This is a genomic window from Crocosphaera chwakensis CCY0110, from assembly GCF_000169335.1.
GTDB lineage: Bacteria > Cyanobacteriota > Cyanobacteriia > Cyanobacteriales > Microcystaceae > Crocosphaera > Crocosphaera chwakensis.
This window is the reverse complement of record NZ_AAXW01000037.1, coordinates 19,869-39,123: the sequence shown is the minus strand read 5'-3', so window position 1 is coordinate 39,123 and position 19,255 is coordinate 19,869. Positions and strand designations below refer to the sequence as shown.

General features: G+C 36.3%; 17 protein-coding genes and 1 pseudogene. 9 read left to right on the top strand and 9 right to left on the bottom strand.

The annotated features are described in order from the left end of the window. Window positions 1-4: 4 nt before the first annotated feature. On the bottom strand, window positions 5-3,661 hold the full coding sequence (locus tag CY0110_RS18995) for a caspase family protein (RefSeq protein WP_008277145.1): 3,657 nt from the start codon (window positions 3,659-3,661) through the stop codon (window positions 5-7). A gap of 391 nt (window positions 3,662-4,052) precedes the next feature. Here CY0110_RS18995 and CY0110_RS18990 point away from each other — a divergent pair, with 391 nt between their 5' ends. From CY0110_RS18990 to CY0110_RS18970, 5 genes are all read left to right on the top strand, one after another. After that, the gene (locus CY0110_RS18990) at window positions 4,053-4,625 is read left to right on the top strand and encodes an ATP-dependent zinc protease family protein (RefSeq protein ID WP_008277144.1); all 573 of its coding nucleotides are present in this window, start codon (window positions 4,053-4,055) and stop codon (window positions 4,623-4,625) included. Beyond that, window positions 4,625-6,259 (top strand): UUP1 family membrane protein, encoded by a 1,635-nt coding sequence (locus tag CY0110_RS18985; protein ID WP_008277143.1) that lies wholly within the window; start codon window positions 4,625-4,627, stop codon window positions 6,257-6,259. Before CY0110_RS18990 ends, CY0110_RS18985 begins: the two co-directional genes overlap by 1 nt. An 81-nt stretch (window positions 6,260-6,340) precedes the next feature. Continuing rightward, on the top strand, window positions 6,341-7,309 hold the full coding sequence (locus tag CY0110_RS18980) for an alpha-L-glutamate ligase-like protein (RefSeq protein WP_008277142.1): 969 nt from the start codon (window positions 6,341-6,343) through the stop codon (window positions 7,307-7,309). Between the two features lie 219 nt (window positions 7,310-7,528). After that, window positions 7,529-7,801, top strand: a complete 273-nt coding sequence (pedR, locus tag CY0110_RS18975) for a photosynthetic electron transport-dependent transcriptional regulator PedR (protein ID WP_008277141.1) — start codon at window positions 7,529-7,531, stop codon at window positions 7,799-7,801. Next, window positions 7,752-8,357, top strand: a complete 606-nt coding sequence (locus CY0110_RS18970; protein ID WP_408605580.1) for a TolB family protein — start codon at window positions 7,752-7,754, stop codon at window positions 8,355-8,357. Before pedR ends, CY0110_RS18970 begins: the two co-directional genes overlap by 50 nt. A gap of 60 nt (window positions 8,358-8,417) precedes the next feature. Here CY0110_RS18970 and CY0110_RS18965 read toward each other — a convergent pair whose 3' ends face one another. From CY0110_RS18965 to CY0110_RS18935, 7 genes are all read right to left on the bottom strand, one after another. Then, window positions 8,418-9,515: an AI-2E family transporter gene (locus tag CY0110_RS18965; protein WP_008277139.1), complete on the bottom strand. Its 1,098-nt coding sequence runs from the start codon at window positions 9,513-9,515 to the stop codon at window positions 8,418-8,420. Window positions 9,516-9,546: 31 nt separating this feature from the next. Continuing rightward, window positions 9,547-10,905: a helix-hairpin-helix domain-containing protein gene (locus CY0110_RS18960; protein WP_008277138.1), complete on the bottom strand. Its 1,359-nt coding sequence runs from the start codon at window positions 10,903-10,905 to the stop codon at window positions 9,547-9,549. 36 nt (window positions 10,906-10,941) lie between these two features. After that, window positions 10,942-11,520 (bottom strand): serine O-acetyltransferase, encoded by a 579-nt coding sequence (locus CY0110_RS18955; protein ID WP_008277137.1) that lies wholly within the window; start codon window positions 11,518-11,520, stop codon window positions 10,942-10,944. 56 nt (window positions 11,521-11,576) lie between these two features. Beyond that, window positions 11,577-12,575, bottom strand: coding sequence for a glycosyltransferase family 2 protein (locus CY0110_RS18950; protein ID WP_008277136.1), 999 nt, complete (start codon window positions 12,573-12,575; stop codon window positions 11,577-11,579). An 87-nt stretch (window positions 12,576-12,662) separates the two neighbouring features. Continuing rightward, on the bottom strand, window positions 12,663-13,790 hold the full coding sequence (locus CY0110_RS18945; RefSeq protein ID WP_008277135.1) for a THUMP domain-containing class I SAM-dependent RNA methyltransferase: 1,128 nt from the start codon (window positions 13,788-13,790) through the stop codon (window positions 12,663-12,665). Between the two features lie 117 nt (window positions 13,791-13,907). After that, window positions 13,908-14,141 (bottom strand): hypothetical protein, encoded by a 234-nt coding sequence (locus CY0110_RS18940; RefSeq protein ID WP_008277134.1) that lies wholly within the window; start codon window positions 14,139-14,141, stop codon window positions 13,908-13,910. A gap of 294 nt (window positions 14,142-14,435) precedes the next feature. Next, entirely contained in the window at window positions 14,436-14,624 is a 189-nt protein-coding gene (locus CY0110_RS18935) for a hypothetical protein (protein WP_035800011.1), read from the bottom strand. A 77-nt stretch (window positions 14,625-14,701) separates the two neighbouring features. Between CY0110_RS18935 and CY0110_RS29400 the strand changes: the two are divergent. Next, window positions 14,702-15,161: pseudogene (locus CY0110_RS29400) on the top strand (IS1/IS1595 family N-terminal zinc-binding domain-containing protein). Window positions 15,162-15,202: 41 nt separating this feature from the next. Here CY0110_RS29400 and CY0110_RS18925 read toward each other — a convergent pair. Next, window positions 15,203-15,424, bottom strand: coding sequence for a hypothetical protein (locus tag CY0110_RS18925; protein ID WP_008277131.1), 222 nt, complete (start codon window positions 15,422-15,424; stop codon window positions 15,203-15,205). 233 nt (window positions 15,425-15,657) lie between these two features. Between CY0110_RS18925 and CY0110_RS18920 the strand changes: the two genes are divergently transcribed. The 3 genes from CY0110_RS18920 to CY0110_RS18910 all read left to right on the top strand — a co-directional run bounded on the left by CY0110_RS18920 (window position 15,658) and on the right by CY0110_RS18910 (window position 19,253). Next, entirely contained in the window at window positions 15,658-16,725 is a 1,068-nt protein-coding gene (locus CY0110_RS18920; RefSeq protein ID WP_008277130.1) for a DUF1517 domain-containing protein, read from the top strand. An 88-nt stretch (window positions 16,726-16,813) separates the two neighbouring features. After that, window positions 16,814-17,629 carry an ADP-ribosylglycohydrolase family protein gene (locus tag CY0110_RS18915; protein WP_008277129.1) on the top strand — a complete coding sequence of 272 codons (816 nt, stop codon included), beginning with the start codon at window positions 16,814-16,816 and terminating at the stop codon, window positions 17,627-17,629. A 193-nt stretch (window positions 17,630-17,822) separates the two neighbouring features. Further along, window positions 17,823-19,253, top strand: coding sequence for a glycosyltransferase (locus CY0110_RS18910; protein WP_008277128.1), 1,431 nt, complete (start codon window positions 17,823-17,825; stop codon window positions 19,251-19,253). The last annotated feature ends 2 nt before the right edge of the window (window positions 19,254-19,255 follow it).

The following is a 19,255-nucleotide window of genomic DNA, read 5'->3' as shown; positions in this document are numbered from 1 at the left end:
TAACTTAATATAACATGGATGAGGAACTAGAATTATCTTGATTGTTTGGTTCTTGATTTTGGAATTGCTGCCACATCCAAAATCCTCCTCCTAATACAATTATAATCATGATTACTAAACCGATCACCCACATGGAAATTCCTTCTGATACAGAAGTATCGGGTCTTACAGTAACAGGAGTTAGTTCCTCTTTAGGTTCGGTTGCGTCTGGGTTCTGGTGATCACTTTCATCGGTTAGAATACCTGTGTTGATAATAGCTTCTGCCAAGATTTGTAGTGCGTCGGGATGGGTAAAATATACTAGATGGTTGCAAGAAACTTCTTGCACCTGGGGAGAATGAGATCGCCCATCAGGTATAGCTTTGATACTACGAACGGTAACAGCAATATCATTGGGTTGTCCCAAGAAAGGAAAATTAACGGCACTCCGTCCCAATTTTTCGAGTAAATTTTGTACTTTATTGGCGGTTGTTTCGTCAGGAGGTGGAATTATGGACGTATTACCCGCTAGGATCGTATAAGGAATTTTCGGATCAGCAGAAGTTGCTAAACTATTTAAGAAATCTGATCCTGGTTTCATTTGATCTAAATTAATATCGATCGCTTCAATGGTTCCCAATAAGTTTCCTAACGCAGCTATAGGAAACCCCGATATTGATAAACCATTCAAACCAATGGTTAACGCTGTAAACGCCCAATCTTGTACCGTAGACCAAGGAGAACCCGCATTAGGAGTTCCTAACATCATTAAATGCTGTACCACTTCATTACCATTGTGCTGTTCGATGAAACTACGAGCAACTAATCCTCCCATCGAATGAGCGATAATGTGTAGTATCTTGCCATGATTTGCACCTAACCCTACGCTTTCGAGTCGTTGTCTGAGTTGTTGTCCTAAAATACCGATATCAGTATTCAGATTCTCGTAGTCAAAGGCTAAAACTAGATCATAAATCTCATTCAGAGATTTTTCTTGCTCATTTACAGCTATTTTTACATCTTTTGCACAGGGAACCATACTCTGAGTATCCCCAATAATACCGTGAATAAATAAGACAATTTTATTCGCTGTTTTGACTTTTTCTTTGACAGTTTCTATGTCTGCGTAATAGCGAATACTTTCTGCTTCTTCATATTCCACCGCAGCTAAAATAGGATAAGGAAAGTCTAAGCCTAGCTTTTGGGCGATCACTTTTTGGAAGAAAATGCGAATTGATCCCCCTAAACTTTTACTTCTTTGGGCTAAAGGATCAGTTAATCGTTCTAACCTAATTTCTGTTTTACCATTTTTGCTTTCTCCTCGTCCGAGGGGAATAAAAAACTCCCCATCATAAGCAACCGGTAATACATATTCATTTTCTTCTAAACCTTGCTCCACAGATAGCTTTAACGGGTGTTCACGGGTCACTGTATTTAAACTTTCAGTATTATTTATTTTTAATTCTAAGACGCTTAACCCTGGGTCAACTCCTCGACTAGCAGTAAATTGAAAGGGTTGGGTATTGTCTTGTAAAATAGGCGGTAAAATCTGTTGACCGACATCTCTTGTGGATTGAGAAACGGTGGTTAAACGGGCAGTAGCTTGTAAACTAGGATGAGGTTCTAGGGTAACACCCATACCCAGTGGAGTCGGGTTATCGGGTTGAATAGTAACGATTTCTCTGGGTCTTGTGGTAATCACTGTGACTTGGGAAGTAGACCATTCATCTATTTCTTCAACTTCTGCAACGCCAATATCGCGGGTAATCACTCGTTGCATTAAACGGTTGAGGGTACTATTACGTTTAGGGACAGATTTTGTTGTTACTTTAGGTTGTTCTAACCCCTCTTGACACATCAGAGACGCATCAAATTCGGCGGTACTAACAATTAATTTTAGAACGTCTTGATAGTCTGTTATCCCTTGTTTCCAGAGTTCATTAGGGATGCTGGCAGGAATTTCTTTTTTTTGAAAAGCCCAAATTTCTTGGCCGGGTTGAATCCAAACCCCTGAGTTATTTCCTGGAAAAAAGGGCGCACTGACGGAATATCGTTCTGTTAGGTCTAAGATGGTACAGAATAAGGCTTCTTCACTGGGGTTAGTTAGTTTGAGGCGAAAGGTTGGGGCTTTTTGATCTTGGTAGGTTAAACGCAGGGGAAAATCAATGATTTCTGTGCCATCAGGCCGGTAAAACTGCATTTTCACCCCATTGGGTGCGATGCGAGTACCGGGGGAACTTTCTAATTCTAAAGCAGTAGTCCACCTAGCTATGTGTTCTAAATTTTCAATGGCTTTATGTGCATTAATTTGGTTATAACCCTCCAACTGTCTAACTAAAGGACGTTTATCGGTGGGTTTGGTAATGATATATTGAGCGTCTTGGGCTAATAATCGATATTGTGCTTCAGTTATGTTATCCACTTCTCGCACATATAAGGAAGGTTGTCCACAACTGATGGTTTTTAGTTCTTCTTTTGCTAAGGTTAAGGCTGTTTCGTCTCCTTCAAAATAAACCCCTAACGGAGGTAAAGGTAAGCTGGTTATAATTGCATTGAGAACTGTATCTGTGGTTAACTCATTGGGGGTTGTAATCAGTTCAACCACACTTTGATGGGGTTGTACTTCAATGACTTGGATTTCTCCTATAGCCATTGATAACTGTTTCATTTGTTCGGTGGGTGTTCCTTGGGGATATAAGGCTAATTGCGTGTTTTGAGGAATACCATGAACTGCACCGGCATCAATCACCCAACGGTTATTTTCATAACTAAGGGTGAAGTAAGGATCTCGTTTGGCGATCGCTTCTCCTCCTAAAAAGGGCAATTCTAAATCGTCTTGTACAATGGCTTCTAATTGAGGGGATTGATCTTTAATGCGACTGCGAACTAAGGTACTGGCGCGTTTAAACAGTTCTCGATAGGTCAAAGTTCCGTTAGTTTTTTGGAGGGTATCAAGTAAAAAGTAGGAAAACGCCCCTCGTTGCTGTCCGTCTCCTGAATATTCGCTGGCTAATTCGAGATCCCGACAAGCTGATAACAGAATATGTCTTCCTTGGGGTAAATTCCAACCACTGAATGTGTCTGTTGTCGATTGACTCTTTGCACCTATATGGATGGCTTCTAAATCTGAGAGAGAAAAGATAAACTCTTCAATTGAACGGGTTCTGCGATCAGCAGCAGTATGACGCACTCCCGTCGGGGGAACCACATCACGAGTACCTGATCCTGAATGACAAGAATCAAGAATAATAATAGTATGGGGATTTTTTTTGGCTACTTGAGCAATTAAATAACCTAGTTCTTTATCCGCTAAATCCCAATCCGATGTACGACTATCCCAACATACCAAGGTTTCATCCATGCGATCGGGTTCTAAGTGCCAAAATTCTGGGGGTGCAGCTTCCGTTGAACCATGACCACTATAATAAAAAAGAACCACATCCTCTTCAGTGGCTTGACAAAGATGTTCTAGAAATCCTGCAATAATAGCTTTTCGGGTCGGTAGTTCATCTTGCCCGTTGGTGGTGAGTCGTTGAAGATGAAGCTCATATTGCTCAGTATCGAGGCGATTTCTCAAATAATTTTCGATGGCATCGACATCGTTAACACAACCTGCTAACTTCGGAACGGGAGCAGGATAATCATCGATTCCCACAAGCAACCCATAAAGTCGATGCAACATCTTTCTCTATTTCCTCGAAGTTTCTAGATTATATTGGATTACTACCCTTATATTAACTTGATATTAATTTTACAAGGTTAAATTCTGTAAATTCTTAAGAAACATATTGGAAAATAAGTATTTCTTGCTATCTATTAGTAGTAACGATCACTGCTAGTAGGAGTCTCACATCTTAAATACCTTCAATTAAACTAGCTAAATACTGATTATTGATAATTGATCACTGTTGACTGATAAATTTCTTTCTTTAGATAGATGCAATAGTGAAAAATTTCTCAAATATACAGAAATATCTATCGTCTGAACGATTTTTTTCTCTGTCTAAATCGTTATATTAATGTATGTTTTACAAAATTTAACAAACAAAAATCGATAGATAATTGAATTAAGAATGAGGAATTTATTTAAACGAAAACATTACCCTATAAAACAAATAACTTTTAGTCTTTTAAGCGCAACCCTTCTCTTTTGTGCAGGTTGTGGTTCGCAACAAACCCAAGCTAGTGACGGCTCGGAACAACCCCTAAAAACCGTAGGATGGATAGAAAAAGGCAATATTGTTGGCTTAGACGAACCGCTAGAATTTAAACTAGACACAGGGGCAACTACAACCTCTATTAATGCCGAAATTATTAGTAAACCCGATAATGAAACCGAAGCTGGTGGGATGATCAAATTCCGTTTTATCAATGGAGACGACACAAGTGCGGTATTTGAACGTCCGATCACTCGTTGGGTCAAGATTAAAGACGGTGAAGGCGGTTATTTTCGTCGTCCTGTGGTAGAGATGAAACTATGTATTGCTGGCCGATGGGTAGAAGAAGAAGTTAATTTGGCCGATCGCGATCAATTTAATTATTCTGTTTTAATCGGGCGTAATATGCTCAAAAAAGGTAATTTAGCCATTGATTCTAACAAAAAGTTCACCAACAAGTCTGAATGCAAGGGACAGGAGGTGGAATAATGAATCGTACGGTACGCACTGTTATTTTAGCTCTTTTTCTTTGTGCTATTTCTTTAACTATATTTTTGCATAAAGTTATTTCTTCAGATATCCCTTTATTTCCCGATCAAACTTATCAAAGTTGGTATGTAGAAACCAAAGTTTTTATTGACTCAGAACGGTCTTTACTGTCTTCAGAAGAAGAACTTCCTGATCTGATCGAAGTTCAATTACCTCAATTTTCATCCCGTTATCGTCTCATTGAGGAAGATTTCATTAATGATGGTTACGAGAGGGAAATCGAAACAAGAAAGCCTTTTAACAATCGTGTTGCCATCTTTAATAATACAGGAATTACCGGAAGTGAAACCTTATTTTATCGGACTATTGTGGATGAAAAAGGCTTTTCTAATGGGTCAGAATCTACTGATGAACCTGTATCAATTACCGGTCGTCGCTTAGTTAATCAACAGTTTAATCAGTTTAGCGAAGATCGAGCCGAAATTTTAGAAGAATTAATGGAAAACGCCCCTGATGGTGCTATTAATTCCCTGTTAAGAGAAGCTAGAAGTCGATCAAGCGATCGCCTTACCTTAGCACAAGCGGTGTATGAATTAGCCTTGCGAGGGGATGATATTCGCATTCAAACCTTAACCGAAACCCTCAACGTTGAAGATTCATCCCCGAAAATTGCTGCATTTCTCTTAGAAAAGGCGCAAGTACCTGCTAGGGTAGGAAATGGTATTAAATTAACCCAAGAAGAAGTTTATTCCACAGACTTTATTCAATGGTTAGAAGTGCAACAAGAAAATAGCGATCGCTGGTTAGCTTTTGATCCAGTTAATCTCAGTTTCACCGAAGAAACCCCCTATTTAACTTGGTGGTATGGTTCCCAAGATCCTATCACGGTCACGGGTTCAGGGGATGTGCGGTTAGAAGTATTGGTACGTCCCAACACGGATCAGGGTTTAACTCAAGCAATCTGGCAAGAAAGAGCTACTTTTGACCCATTTTTAAACTATTCTTTGCTCAAACTTCCCCTCACTACTCAACGAGTGTTCCAGGTGTTGGTATTAGTTCCCATCGGTGCATTAATTATTGCTCTATTACATCAGGTGATTGGTATTCCCACCTTTGGTACCTTTACCCCCATTTTGATCGCCCTTTCTTTTAGAGAAACAGGGTTAATGGTGGGTATTCCCCTATTTATCCTCGTCGTTGCTTTAGGGTTACTTATTCGGGCTGGATTAAATCATTTACAGTTATTGATTGTCCCGCGTTTGGCTTCTATTTTAACCGCTACAGTGTTAATTATGGGTGCATTAGCGGTGGTTATGGAACATTTCAACATCAACCTTGGCCTTTCTATTTCTCTATTTCCCATTGTTATTTTAGCCATGACCATTGAACGGGCTGCAGTAATGTGGGAAGAAGAAGGAGCAAAAAATGTCATTATTTCAGGGTTAGGTAGTGTTTTTGTGGCAACTATCGGCTATTTCTGCACTATTAATGATTATGTGCAGCATATTGCTTTCGCCTTTCCTGAGTTGTTGTTAATGGTGTTAGCGGTCAATATCCTTCTTGGACGCTATAACGGCTATAAATTAACCGAATATCTGCGATTTCGTGCCTTACAGCAGCAGATGAGTCAGTAGTTGGGAGGAGTTTAATATCAGTAAAGGCTGAATACTATTAAGCCTTTACAACAGTTAAATGTTGTTTTTGTAGTAATCATTATGTTGCCTTTTTTATTTAATAAAAAATCAGGTATTTTAGGAATTAATTCCCGTAACCTTGATTATTTATTTCCGAATAACCCTCGACGACTCTATCGTTATGCAGATAGTAAGTTAGAAACTAAAAAAATTGCTCAACGATTGGGGGTAACTATCCCTGAAACCTATGGAGTCATTCGCTTTCAAAACGAAGTCAAACAATTAGCTGATATTGTCAAAAAATCCTCCTCTTTTGTAGTTAAACCAGCCCAAGGAAGCGGAGGAGATGGCATCGTTGTCATCAAAAATACCACTGAAGATGGTTATATTAAAAGTAGTGGAAAAGTCCTCAAACCTAATGATTTGCACTACCATATTCACAATATTCTTAGTGGAATGTTCTCCTTATCGGGACAAAAAGATAAGGCTATCCTCGAATATGCAGTTAAGTTTGACCCTATCTTTGCAGATGTTGCTTATCAGGGAGTTCCTGATATTCGTCTCATTGTTTATCAAGGGGTTCCCGTTATGGCGATGTTACGCTTACCTACCAAAGCTTCTGATGGAAAAGCAAACCTTCATCGTGGCGGTGTAGGGGTTGGTATCGATTTAGGGACAGGGAAAACCTTAACAGGGATTCAAAATAACCGCTATATTAGCCAACACCCGGAAACTGGAAGTCCCTTGAAAGGGTTATCGATTCCTCACTGGCAAAGATTATTAGAAATGTCGGCCGCTTTGGGGAATGAGACGGAGTTCGGTTATTTGGGGGTTGATTTTGTTCTCGATGAGGATAAGGGCCCGCTATTATTAGAGATGAATGCACGACCAGGGTTATCCATTCAAATTGCTAACCAAACAGGACTTATCCCACGGTTAGAATTAATTAATGATTGTTTGCCCAAATTATCAACAACTCAAGCAAAAATTAAGTTTGCTCAAGAGACTTTTGGTTTAGCCTCTCGTGAACCCGTATTGTCTATAACATAAATTATGAATGATAAATTCAGGTTGTGAGGAAGATTTAAGAGCCTTCTTTTTTTTAATTTGATAGATGTAATCGTTTAACTTCCATCATAGTATATTAAGACTTGGTTAAGCGATCGCAGATCAAATATTTGCAAAATGCAAAGTTATCTCCCCGAACTGTCACCTATCCACTACAATAGATAAAACAGATAAGTAGATGTACTATCACAACAAATACCTATGACCAGTGCTAAGTTTCAAAACCCTGTGTCTCTTTCTGGCCGAGAAATGCAAATTGTCGATCTCGTCTCCACTGGTTTGACTAATCTTGAAATTGCCCAGAAACTTGAGATTAGTAAGCGTACCGTTGATAATCATATCAGCAACATTTTAACGAAAACCAAAACAGAAAATCGGGTAGAGTTAGTTCGCTGGGCTTTACAATGGGGTAAAGTTTGCCTCGATGATGTTAATTGTTGTCTCCTTCCTTCTGATAGCGAAGTTGCATCCTAAAAGTAAAAGGTTGAATAGTTACGTTAAGCTTTTAAGTAGCAATATTCTTCTTTATTTAGTTAGTTGTACTAACTCAGGATTTATTACACCTCCCGTTCAACCATTAGGCAATAGTTTAAATACTCGATCTTCTGAACAGCATCCGCGTTTTTCTTACGAGGGTAGATACTTGGTGTTTGCCTCTGACCGTCAAGGAAAGCGTAGCATTTGGCTATACGACCAAATCAATGGCCGCTTATTACCCTTACCCGGATTAAATCAGCCTGGCACTATACAAGATCAACCTGATATTAGTGCTGACGGACGTTACATTGTTTATGTTTCCGAACAAGAAGGAAAACAAGATATTTTTGTTTACGATCGCCAAACGTCACGGGCTGATAACATTACTAAAAATATATTAGGAGAAGTGCGTCATCCCACCATCAGTGGAAATGGCCGCTTAATTGCCTTTGAATCCAACCGTTCAGGACAATGGGATATTATTATTTATGATCGCGGTTTAAATACGCCTTTATCCCTTCCCTCTCAGTCAGATATAGGGAGTCAAGAATAATAATGTAAAGCTTGAGAGTGGGGTGTACGGTGTAGGTAGCTTAACTCTACTCGTTTGATTTTACAATTCTATTTCTTCTCCTGATGAAAGTTTAGAAAAAGGATTATAAAATAGACTACCGGTTTGTGGTGGTAAGGTGGGGTCACCGATAATTTCTGCTATCCCTTTAATTACTCCAGTTAAAGGAATTGCTAAAATGACTCCTAATAAACCAGCAATTTTTGCCCCCAGTAATAACGCAATAAAAATCATAACGGGGGGAAGTCCGGTTAAATTTCCCATAATTCGTGGGGCAATTAAATTATCTTTAACTTGTTGAATAATTACTGCAACAACTAACACTTGTACTGCTAACCACCAATTAATAAATATCAAAATAATAGTAACCGTTCCAATGCCTAACGTTGCCCCAATAAAGGGTAAAATCTCCATTACCCCAATGAAAACAGCAAAGAGAAGAAAAAAGGGAATTCCTAACAGTCGGAAAGCAATCGTTAAGCTAACCGCCATAAATAAACCTAAGATTAATTGACCCGTCAAAAATCGTTGTAAATTTTTTTTTAATGTTGTGGTTAAAACGTCACGAATTTGAGGAGAGAAAAAGTTTATGATACTTTTCCAAATTTTTTCCCCATCTAATAACATATAAAAAGAAATAACAATTACAACAATTAAATCGATAAACCAATTGAATGTTCCTAAGACCAATCCGAATCCAGTAGAAGCAATATCTTCTGTTTGCGCTTCTACTTTATCGAGTATTTGAGATGCTAAAAACTGAAGATCAATGGGTAACTTCTTAGCATTAATAAATCCTTGTAATGTTATTAGTTGTAGTTGCCCTTCTTCTAATAAACCTGGTAATTTAGTAATTAACTGTCTTCCTTGGTTAACCACAGGGGGAAGTAAAGTGATTCCCAAGAAAATAACAATAAAAATTGCTCCTAAATAAACCAACGTAGCAGCCAAGGAACGAGGTAAAACAGTTTTTAAACCTCGTACCGGATAGTTTAATAAAAAAGCAATTAAAGAAGCAGTTAAAATTAAACTAATTAAGCCACCAATATAACTTAAGGTTTTAACTGTTAACCAACCTGTGACTAATATGAGTAACCAAGTAACAAGAATTTTTTGAGGACGAGAAAACCAAGAATTCATGAGTTAGTTTTAATCATAGACAACAAAAAGTTTAGGACGATAAATCACTGACTAAAGGGGTAGGATAAGCATTAAAATGAGCCTTTCTGAGAGCCTCAACCACTGATTGATCATTTTGTACCCAATAATCTTGTCCCAAGCGAATTAACTGGCGATTTTCTCCGCTTCCGATAATAGCAATCACAGGAACTTTTGCCTTATTTTTATCTCCCGAATGTTCTTGAAGAATACCTTTTAAACTATGATAAGAAACTTGATTCGTTGCTTGTTCAAGACTTAAGTTTACCATCACCATTCTCACTGTTTCTACGGGTTCCGCATCCTCGACAATTAACTGAACTTTATCATCTCGATAATCAACTTTTCCCCAAACAATGAGACGAGAATCTTCGATTAAAACTTCTCGAATTCTTTTATAAGTTTCAGGAAAACAAACCCCTTCTACTTGTGCTGAGCCATCTTCTAATACTAAAAAAGCCATTTGATCTCCTTTTTTAGTGGTATATTGTTTAACTTCATTAGCCATAATCACAGCACTCACTTTTGTTTTTGCTTTCTGCTCTGCTATTTCGTTTAAGTTGATGGGAGATAAAATTTTAGCTGCTTTTTTAACCGCCGTTAATGGATGTTCAGATACATAAAAACCGAGATGTTCTTTTTCTAATTTTAATTTATCTTGTAAAGAATAATCTTCTACAGGAGAAGCACTTGGAGCGTGTTTAAAATCACTATTAGATTCAGTAGTTTCTGTATTATTACCACTCATTAAGTCAAAAATATTTAACTGTCCGCTTTCTTTTTCTTTCGTCCTCTTTTGCGCCCAAGGAACAACTAATTCTAAATCATTAATTAATTGCTTGCGATTAGGATTAATAGCATCAAAGGCTCCGGCATAAACTAAGGTTTCTAACGCCCTTTTATTAACCGAACGTAGATCAACCCGACAGCAAAAATCTGCTAAAGATTCAAATGCACCTTCTGCTTCTTCTCTTGCTTTTAAAATGTTATCAATTGCGCCTTCTCCTAAATTTCTAACCGCCGAAAAACCAAAAAGAATTTGTTTTCCTACAGGGGTAAAATCTTTTTGGGAGCGATTGATATCTGGGGGTAAAACATCGATACCCATTTTTTGACAGTTTTCTCGGTATTTTTCGACTTTATCTTGATTGTCACTACTGGCGGTTAATAAAGCCGTCATGTATTCAACGGGATAATTAGCCTTTAAATAAGCGGTTTGATAAGTAACATAAGCATAAGCGGTAGAGTGGGATTTATTGAAACAATTAGAAGCAATTAAATTATTACTTAACAAAAAATTATGATCCTTTTCTACGCCAATATCGTAAACATTTTGTTTTCCTAACGAGCGACGCTCAATAATTTTAACCATAGTTTTTTAGTAACTCCTTCTTCCTATTAAAAACAATTAATTTACTGTTGACTTCGACTTAATGATTTTAGCAGGAATCCCTACAGCCGTTTGTCCTTTTTCAATATCTGATAACACAACAGCATTAGCACCAATATTCACTTCATCCCCGATTATAACTTTGCCTAAAATTTTAACCCCTGCTCCTACATTAACTCGTTTTCCTAATTTTGGAGCATCCAATGGAGCGTTAATATAACGATTTCCCAACGTAACCCCTTGACGAATAATACAATCATCTCCAATAACACTATTACCATGAATAATAATACAGCTTTGATGTTCAATAATAACTCGTCTTCCTAATTGAACTGTATAGGGTAAATCAATCCCATAAATATTACGAACATATCGATATAAAAAACGATAAATAATACTAAAAGGCGCACGTAATAACTTTGGTTCTATTTTCATCCTCCAGACTCCGAATCGCTGTACAGCCACTGCTCGAAATCCTGGTTTTGTCCAATCTTTTTGATGGACTATCCAATCTTCTTTTATTTGTTCCCATAAACTCTGGGAACTATGATCAATGGTTTGTTCAGTGTTTACAGTTGACTTTGATTTCGCTTCCATTTTTATTTTAGGAATTACTTACTAAACTTTAAAGGAATGGGAACTAGAATACCAAATTATGAAGGTAATTGAGACTTTCGTTTCATCCAAACAGCATTATTCCAAAAGTCTCCTAAAAATTGGGGAGGTAAATTACATACTTTCCCTTGAATATTAGCGCGAATCTTCCAAAGAATAAAGCCAATAAGTGCTACGAAATCTGTTAAGGCTGCATAAACTAAACCATAGTTTTTTATAAAAAAACGTTGCCGAGAATCAAACCAATATTGAGGGCGACGTTTTGGCGGTATTTTAGTATTAGTTACCCCTGAACTTTGACCAACAAAATGAATAACTCGACTGTCGGGAACATACCAACAAAGCCATCCTGCTTTATTCGCTTTTAAACAAAAATCAACTTCTTCAAAATACATAAAATACTCTTCATCTAATAATCCAATGGCTTCAAAAACTTCCCGACGAATAATCATACTTGCTCCTGCTACCCAATCCGTTTGACAAAGATTTTCAGGAACTGGAGGAGCCACTATCCAACGTTTTAATAGCTTTGAAACAATACCTAATCTTAAAGCATTATCAAACTCGCTAAAGATAGAAGGAAAGCGAAAAGCTGAACGTTGAGGTGTTCCATCTGGTTCTTCTAAACGACTTCCTGCAATACCAATTTCAGGATGATTATTCATAAAATTGATTAATGTTTTTATAGCACCAAAATGAATTACTGTATCTGGATTAAGTAAGAGAAAATAGGCAGGAGGATTTTGACCGTTTAAAACAGGACGAATGGCTAAATTATTACCAAAGGAAAATCCTCCATTTTTATTGGAAGGAATTAGAGAAACCCAAGAAGAGAAACGTTCTTTTTTAATAGTGTCTTGAATTTTTTCAACTGAACCATCTTGAGAATCGTTATCCACTACTGCAACCTTAAGATCAGGAATTAAAGGAATTTCCTGGGTTAGAGATTTTAAACAATCAATAGTTAATTCGGGTGTTTTATAGTTGACAATAACTATGAAAATTGTAGAAACTGATAAAAGTTGCTTAGATGTCATAATTAATAGTGTAAAAAATTTTATTTTAACATTTTTAATAACTAATTACCTGAAATTTTAACACGAAGGTTTAGTATTGTCTCTATCCTAATACAACTCGTATTTAAGTAAAGTACAAAGTAAAGAGCCATTGTACAGAGGAATACGTCCTGATGTTCTTAAGCCAATTTTTTTGGTTAGTTCCTTATTGCCACTTAAAACATAAGCTGTCCACCCTTTAAAACGCTGTTTAAATACATCCCCTAATTGTTTGTATAAACTACCTAATTCTTGAGCATTACCTAACCGTTTACCATAGGGAGGATTACAAATAATAATACCATGATCGGTAGGTGCTTCAACATTTTCTAAAGCAACTTGAGTGATTTTGAGCTGATGATCAAGATCACTTCTTTTTGCGTTGATTATTGCTTGCTGTACCATCTCAAAGTCTTCATCACTGCCAAAAATAGGTGCATCAAGTTCATGTTTTTGTTGCTGAATCGCATCCTCTATTATCTCATCACATAAAGCTGCATCGAAGTCTGGCCACTGTTCAAAATTAAAACTATTTCTTGATAACCCTGGGGCAATATTTAAGCTTTTAAACGCAGCTTCAATGGGTAATATTCCTGACCCACACATGGGATCTAAAAAAGGAATATCAGGTGTCCAGTTTGCCATTTCTAATAGTGCAGCAGCTAAGCTTTCTTTTAGGGGTGCAACTCCCATTGCTGGCCGATATCCTCTTCGGTGTAAACTATCTCCTGAACTGTCTAAACTAATAATACATTCATCTTCATAAATATGAGCATTAATTAAAATATCAGGGTTTTTGACATCAATATTTGAGCGTCTATTGTAGCGATCTCGTTGTTGATCAACAATAGCATTTTTTATCTGTAATGCTGTAAAATGAGTATGATTTAATTGTTGATTTTTTCCTGTGCAATTAACGGCAAAGGTTTGGTCAATTTCTATGTAGTCAGACCAATCTATTTTTTTGACATTTTTATATAATTCTTCTGCATTTTTACTATTAATAGTATGAATAGGCACTAAAATTCGGAAGATAATTCTTGACCAGATATTAACTTTATATAATAAGGCTTTATCTCCTTCAAAATAAACCCCAGTAAAGTCAGGATTAACATTTTCTGCTCCTAAGTTTTCTAATTCTTTAGCAGCAATTTCTTCTAAACCTCTGGCAACGGTTGCAAAATATTGATTAGTCATTAATAATAATAATTGTTGTAATTTTTTTGTTAGACTGAAGATCAGTTAGTCCACCTCTTTGTATTATTCTGAGGAAATTATTTCTTTCAATGTTTCCTAACTCCGATCTCAAGTTTTTTAATTATCTTCACTACCTCGAATTAAATAGCGAACCTCCTCTAATAAAACATTAAACCTCTGATCATTTTCTTCTTGACGTTGCTTAATCAATTCCATATCTCGCTGACTTTGAGCAGCCAACTGTAATAATGCTTGAGTCGTCACCCTTAAACCATCAACACTGTCTTTTATCTCACTGACACTAGAAGCCAACTCATCAAGCATTTCATCAGTCCAACGTTGTACTGTCATTAACGTATTCCCATCAACTAATTACTATTATTTTATAATAAAATAAGGCGATCGCCTTTATAAGTTGGGTTGAGCTATACTTATTTTTAATTTACAATTAGTCTTTTTAAACAGTAAAGATCGTCGTAGGTTGGGTTAAGCCCTATTGATTGATAATCTATATATTAACCTTTTTAAACGGCGAAACCCAACACTAAACTATTATTATTAATGTTATTGTTTGGTTTCATTCCTCAAACCAACCTACTCGAAAACTATTTTAGCACATTATTTCAATTAAAAAATAAACTCTTTCTAATTATTTTTATTTTCAGAAGTTTTCTGTCTCGCTTGTATTTGTTCAATTAAGATATAAAGTTCATCTAAAAATTCATTTCCTAAATTAACTAATCTTTGTTTATCTTGACGAGTATATTCTTTTAACCAAGTAGTAAAAAATTCTGATCCTGAATAAGTTTCTATCATTCTTTGGTAGTGTATCATAAGTAGTGAAAGTCAAATTTTTTCCTAAGTTTCTATTAGAATAAGAAAACAAAGCACAAGAGGTTTTCAAATCTGACATCATTTTCTATAGTTAAGGCAGTATTTTTAGTCAGTGACGCTCAAAAATTAGCGATGGATAAAGAGTCTTTCTTCTCTTCTCGTCCCCCCTGTCCTTATTGCGGTTCCCATCAAATTTTGAAAAATGGAAGCACACATCATAAAAAACCAAAGTTTTTATGTAAAGAGTATGGAAAATTTTATACAGACTTATGGGAATCATATTGTGGTGTAATTCCTCAAGAGCGTCATTATCCTAGTACAAAGAAAAGTGGTGAGACAACTAGGATTGAACAAGGAAACGCGTCGAGGTTCCCTCGACAAGCGCAAGTCTTGTTTGAAAGGTTAAATAACACCTTAAGGCATCGTTGTTCTCGTCTAGTTAGAAAAAACCTAGCGTTTTCTAAAAACTTTTTCAATCATGAAGGAGCAATTTTATATTTCATTCACCATTATAATGAGGAAATACTATCAACTTAGATTGATTTTCACTACTTAAATTACACTACCCTTTTTTGTTCTTATTTATAAAATAATGGCCAAAATTCTTCTATCCATATTTTTCTTATTTTACTAATTACAAATAACAGTCCCCAAAGACCTAATAAAACTAGGACAGCTAGTAAAATAGAGTTAATAAGTGGAGATAACCATGTTGGTTCTTGCCCTTCAAAAAAGATATTGGATATTAGTTTTTTAAACTCTTCACCTATCTGAGAAAAATCTAAAGGACTGAATTTCATATTATTTTTTCTCCCTGTGTACTTAATATACTTGACATCTTTATTTAAAAATAAAAATAGACATCAGGTAATTAGTTATTTTGATCTTAAATAAAGACTACAATAAGATAATTGATTTGAAATTAAGAAAATATGATAATTTGTAACAATTACCATAACTTTATACAGTTTTGTTGAACTTACAAGCAATTTTTGGGAACCCTTAAAATAGTAGGAGCAAATAATGATTAATCATGTTACAAAAAACAACAAAATTATTCTTGACAACGGTTGCAGCGATCGCTACTATAAACACCATCGAAACCCCACAAATACCCAATACTACTAATAGTTGGTTAACGGTACAAACAGAAGTACAAGCAAGAAGCAGTGGGGGACGCAGTGGAGGAGGATCTTTTAGTCGTGGTTCCTCTCGTTCTAGTGGACGTTCTTCCTCTGGAAGTTCTCGTAGTTCATCGGGATCACCATCAAGAGGAAGTTCTTCAAATCGGAGTCGTTCCTATAATAATTCTCCTAGTTATAATAATAATAATTCCCGTGATTATTCTGATTCTAGACCTTATCACAGCAGTAGAAGCAGTTATAATCATGGTGGACAATGGGCTAATCTTCTAATCTTATTAATCTTTTTCGGAATTGGAGGGATTATTATTTATACAGTCGTTTCTTATGGTTTAAAATCTGCATTAGGTGGTCATAGTCAAAGTAGTAATTCTCGTGCTTATCATCGAGAAAGAGATAATGATATTGTTACCATTTCTCAGCTACAAATTGCTTTATTAGCATCAGCAACCGATGTACAATCAGGGTTAACAGAACTAAGTTTAAAAGTGGATACCAGTACAGAAGAGGGATTAAGAGAATTACTACAGGAATCTATTTTGATTTTACTGAGAAATTCTGAGTATTGGACTCATCATATTCATAGTTCTCAAAAAATTCATATTGATCAAGCGGAATCTAAATTTGATAGTTTATCTTTAGAAGAAAGAAGTAAGTTAAGTTCAGAAACGTTATCGAATATAGAAGGAAATATTAGACAAAAATCTGTTGTTTATTCTGACGATGAACCAGCGACATACATTGTGGTCAGTTTATTATTAGGAACGGCACATGATAAGCCATTATTTGACGATATTAGAACCCCAGATGACTTAAAAGAAGCCTTAAATAATTTAGGATCAATGCCTTCCGATTATTTATTCAAATTTGAACTAATTTGGAGTCCACAAACAGAAAATGATAGTTTAACTTACGATGAATTCATAACAGAATATACAAATATGGTAGAATTAGTTTAGGTAAAAATTATCCTATAAAATCTCTATTAATGAGTTTGTAGTCAAGTTTTTACTACAAACTTTCTTATTTTTTTGCTAAAAAAAATTCATGAACCAATCTCTATCAAATAGTTTTCGAGGTTCCCTATTAGGGTTAAAAGTAGCTAATCTTATTAACTCTGAAAAACAAACATTATTGAATTGGGAAATAATCAATCAAAAAGTCATCATAGATTTAATTAAAAGTGAAACAATATCAAGAGAAACTTGTGAGAAAATCACTTTTATTTGCAAAAAATCATCCATTAGTTCAGGGGAATTTATCTTAGTTATTTTACCCCTTATTCTCTTTTTCCACGAAACAGAAGCTTTATTGCACGAACAACTAGAAAAAATCAAAAAATATAATAATATAACTCAAGAAACCATAGAAGATATTATGATTTTTAGAAAAATTACAAACTTAATTTTAAACCAAGAAAAACCACCCTTAAATCATCTTTTAACTGTCTCTCCCTTACTAAAAAAAGTAGAGACATTTCTAGATAATCAAACGACCTTAACTGAACTAAAGAAACAGTTTCGACCACAAACAGCCTTAGATAGTAACTATCTATTGTTATCGTTATATTGTTTTTGTCGAACTACAGACAACTTTAAATTAAGTATTTTACAAGCATCTCAATTCAACTATCCCGTTATTCTTGGGATTACAGCAGTCCTATCCGGCGCTTATAATGGGTATTCTGGCATTCCTGTATCTTGGCGTTTAAATATCAGTTTAAAAGATCAAGAAAACTCACTCTATCAACAAATTAGTCAATTATGGGCAAAATGGGCTGGTGTTGATGAACCTTTAAAGATCATTGGATCAATAGAAACCCAAGTCATCACGAGTCCGAAGTTCGGTGTTAATAAACCCTAAAAGGTGTAAGAGTTAAAACCCTTAATTTTCTGGGATTTAAGTCCTTCAAGGTCAATAACCGTCACAGTTTACGAAAACAATGAACATTTTTCGTTAGAATATGGACTAAACAAGATTAACAAAGACAGGGGATTAAAAACTATCGTCCCCTGTTCTTAGTAGTAAAAAACAACATTAAATTAACCCTTGAATTATGGCAAAAAATTATTGGATAGACAACGACGACCCAGACAACTTAGACCCCATCAGTTCTTTATTATCTGAATGGTCTGACCCCGAAGACGAAGAAGAAGAGTTTAGAAGCGACTTTTTCCAAGGATTATCAGGACGACGCAAAAAAGCGGCCTTTCTTTTGATGGCTATTTGGGGTATTGTGATCATGCTTCATTTAGTGGCCTGGGGAACATGGGTGATTGTTGCCTTAACCACTGTTTTTACTTTACAAGCGTTTCGTCTCATTTTTGCCCAACCTAACCCTATTCCCGAACCCTTATCAGAAGAAGATCTAAAACAAGCTCCTTCTGTGTCCTTATTAGTGGCAGCGAAAAACGAAGAGGCGGTTATTGGTAAATTAGTACAGCAATTATGCAGTTTAGACTATCCCACTGAAAAATATGATCTTTGGATTGTAGATGATCATAGTACAGATAAAACCCCTGAAATTCTTGATCGCTTAAGCAAAGAATATCCCCAACTCAACGTTATTCGTCGTCCAGCAGGAGCCCAAGGAGGTAAGTCCGGGGCTTTAAATGGTGTGTTTCCCAAAACCCAAGGAGACATTATTGCCGTGTTTGATGCGGATGCGAAAGTAACGCCAGACCTATTAAAGCGAGTTGTCCCATTATTTGATCAAAAAGATATCGGGGCCGTCCAAGTCAGAAAACAGATTGCCAACGAATCCTTAAACTTCTGGACCAAAGGACAGGCAGCAGAAATGGCTTTAGACAGCTTTTTTCAGCAAAAACGTATTGCTATAGGTGGCATTGGAGAATTACGGGGTAACGGGCAATTTGTGCGCCGTACTGCCTTAATTAATTGTGGAGGATGGAATGAACAAACCATTACCGATGATTTAGATTTAACCATGCGGTTACATTTAGCTAATTGGAAAATTGGCTTTTTAAATCATCCGGCGGTTGAAGAAGAAGGGGTTACCTCCGCTAAATCCTTATGGCATCAACGTAACCGTTGGGCCGAAGGAGGTTATCAACGCTATTTAGATTATTGGCGGTTTATTGTCAATCAGCCAATGGGGTTAGGGAAAAAATTTGATCTCATCTCCTTTATTTTGATGCAGTATCTTCTCCCAACGGCGGCCATTCCTGATCTGATGATCACTGTAACTCGCCATCGTTTACCTTTGTTAGGCCCATTGACTGGGTTAATGTTATCTCTATCGTTTTGGGGAATGTTTACTGGTTTACGTCGTATCCACAATGAAGACAAGTTAGGGTTTTTGGATATCTTTCGTTTAGCATGGCAAACTCTACGGGGAACAGTGTATATGATGCACTGGTTAATCATTATGCCCTGTGTTACTGCGCGGATGTCCGTTCGTCCTAAACGCTTAAAATGGGTTAAAACTGTCCATCAAGGAACTCCCGAAGAGAGTTTTCAGGCGTAGTT

Bases quoted from the DNA above. Each gene is read 5' to 3' on its own strand.
- CY0110_RS18995 (WP_008277145.1), bottom strand. From the start codon at position 3,661: ATGTTGCATCGACTTTATGGGTTGCTTGTGGGAATCGATGATTATCCT.
- CY0110_RS18970 (WP_408605580.1), top strand. From the start codon at position 7,752: ATGATGTTAATTGTTGTCTCCTTCCTTCTGATAGCGAAGTTGCATCCT.
- CY0110_RS18940 (WP_008277134.1), bottom strand. From the start codon at position 14,141: ATGACAGTACAACGTTGGACTGATGAAATGCTTGATGAGTTGGCTTCT.
- CY0110_RS18925 (WP_008277131.1), bottom strand. From the start codon at position 15,424: ATGAAATTCAGTCCTTTAGATTTTTCTCAGATAGGTGAAGAGTTTAAA.
- CY0110_RS18960 (WP_008277138.1), bottom strand. From the start codon at position 10,905: ATGGTTAAAATTATTGAGCGTCGCTCGTTAGGAAAACAAAATGTTTAC.
- CY0110_RS18985 (WP_008277143.1), top strand. From the start codon at position 4,625: ATGAATCGTACGGTACGCACTGTTATTTTAGCTCTTTTTCTTTGTGCT.
- CY0110_RS18990 (WP_008277144.1), top strand. From the start codon at position 4,053: ATGAGGAATTTATTTAAACGAAAACATTACCCTATAAAACAAATAACT.
- CY0110_RS18955 (WP_008277137.1), bottom strand. From the start codon at position 11,520: ATGGAAGCGAAATCAAAGTCAACTGTAAACACTGAACAAACCATTGAT.
- CY0110_RS18935 (WP_035800011.1), bottom strand. From the start codon at position 14,624: ATGATACACTACCAAAGAATGATAGAAACTTATTCAGGATCAGAATTT.
- CY0110_RS18950 (WP_008277136.1), bottom strand. From the start codon at position 12,575: ATGACATCTAAGCAACTTTTATCAGTTTCTACAATTTTCATAGTTATT.
- CY0110_RS18915 (WP_008277129.1), top strand. From the start codon at position 16,814: ATGAACCAATCTCTATCAAATAGTTTTCGAGGTTCCCTATTAGGGTTA.
- CY0110_RS18965 (WP_008277139.1), bottom strand. From the start codon at position 9,515: ATGAATTCTTGGTTTTCTCGTCCTCAAAAAATTCTTGTTACTTGGTTA.
- CY0110_RS18980 (WP_008277142.1), top strand. From the start codon at position 6,341: ATGTTGCCTTTTTTATTTAATAAAAAATCAGGTATTTTAGGAATTAAT.
- CY0110_RS18945 (WP_008277135.1), bottom strand. From the start codon at position 13,790: ATGACTAATCAATATTTTGCAACCGTTGCCAGAGGTTTAGAAGAAATT.
- CY0110_RS18920 (WP_008277130.1), top strand. From the start codon at position 15,658: ATGTTACAAAAAACAACAAAATTATTCTTGACAACGGTTGCAGCGATC.
- CY0110_RS18910 (WP_008277128.1), top strand. From the start codon at position 17,823: ATGGCAAAAAATTATTGGATAGACAACGACGACCCAGACAACTTAGAC.
- pedR (WP_008277141.1), top strand. From the start codon at position 7,529: ATGACCAGTGCTAAGTTTCAAAACCCTGTGTCTCTTTCTGGCCGAGAA.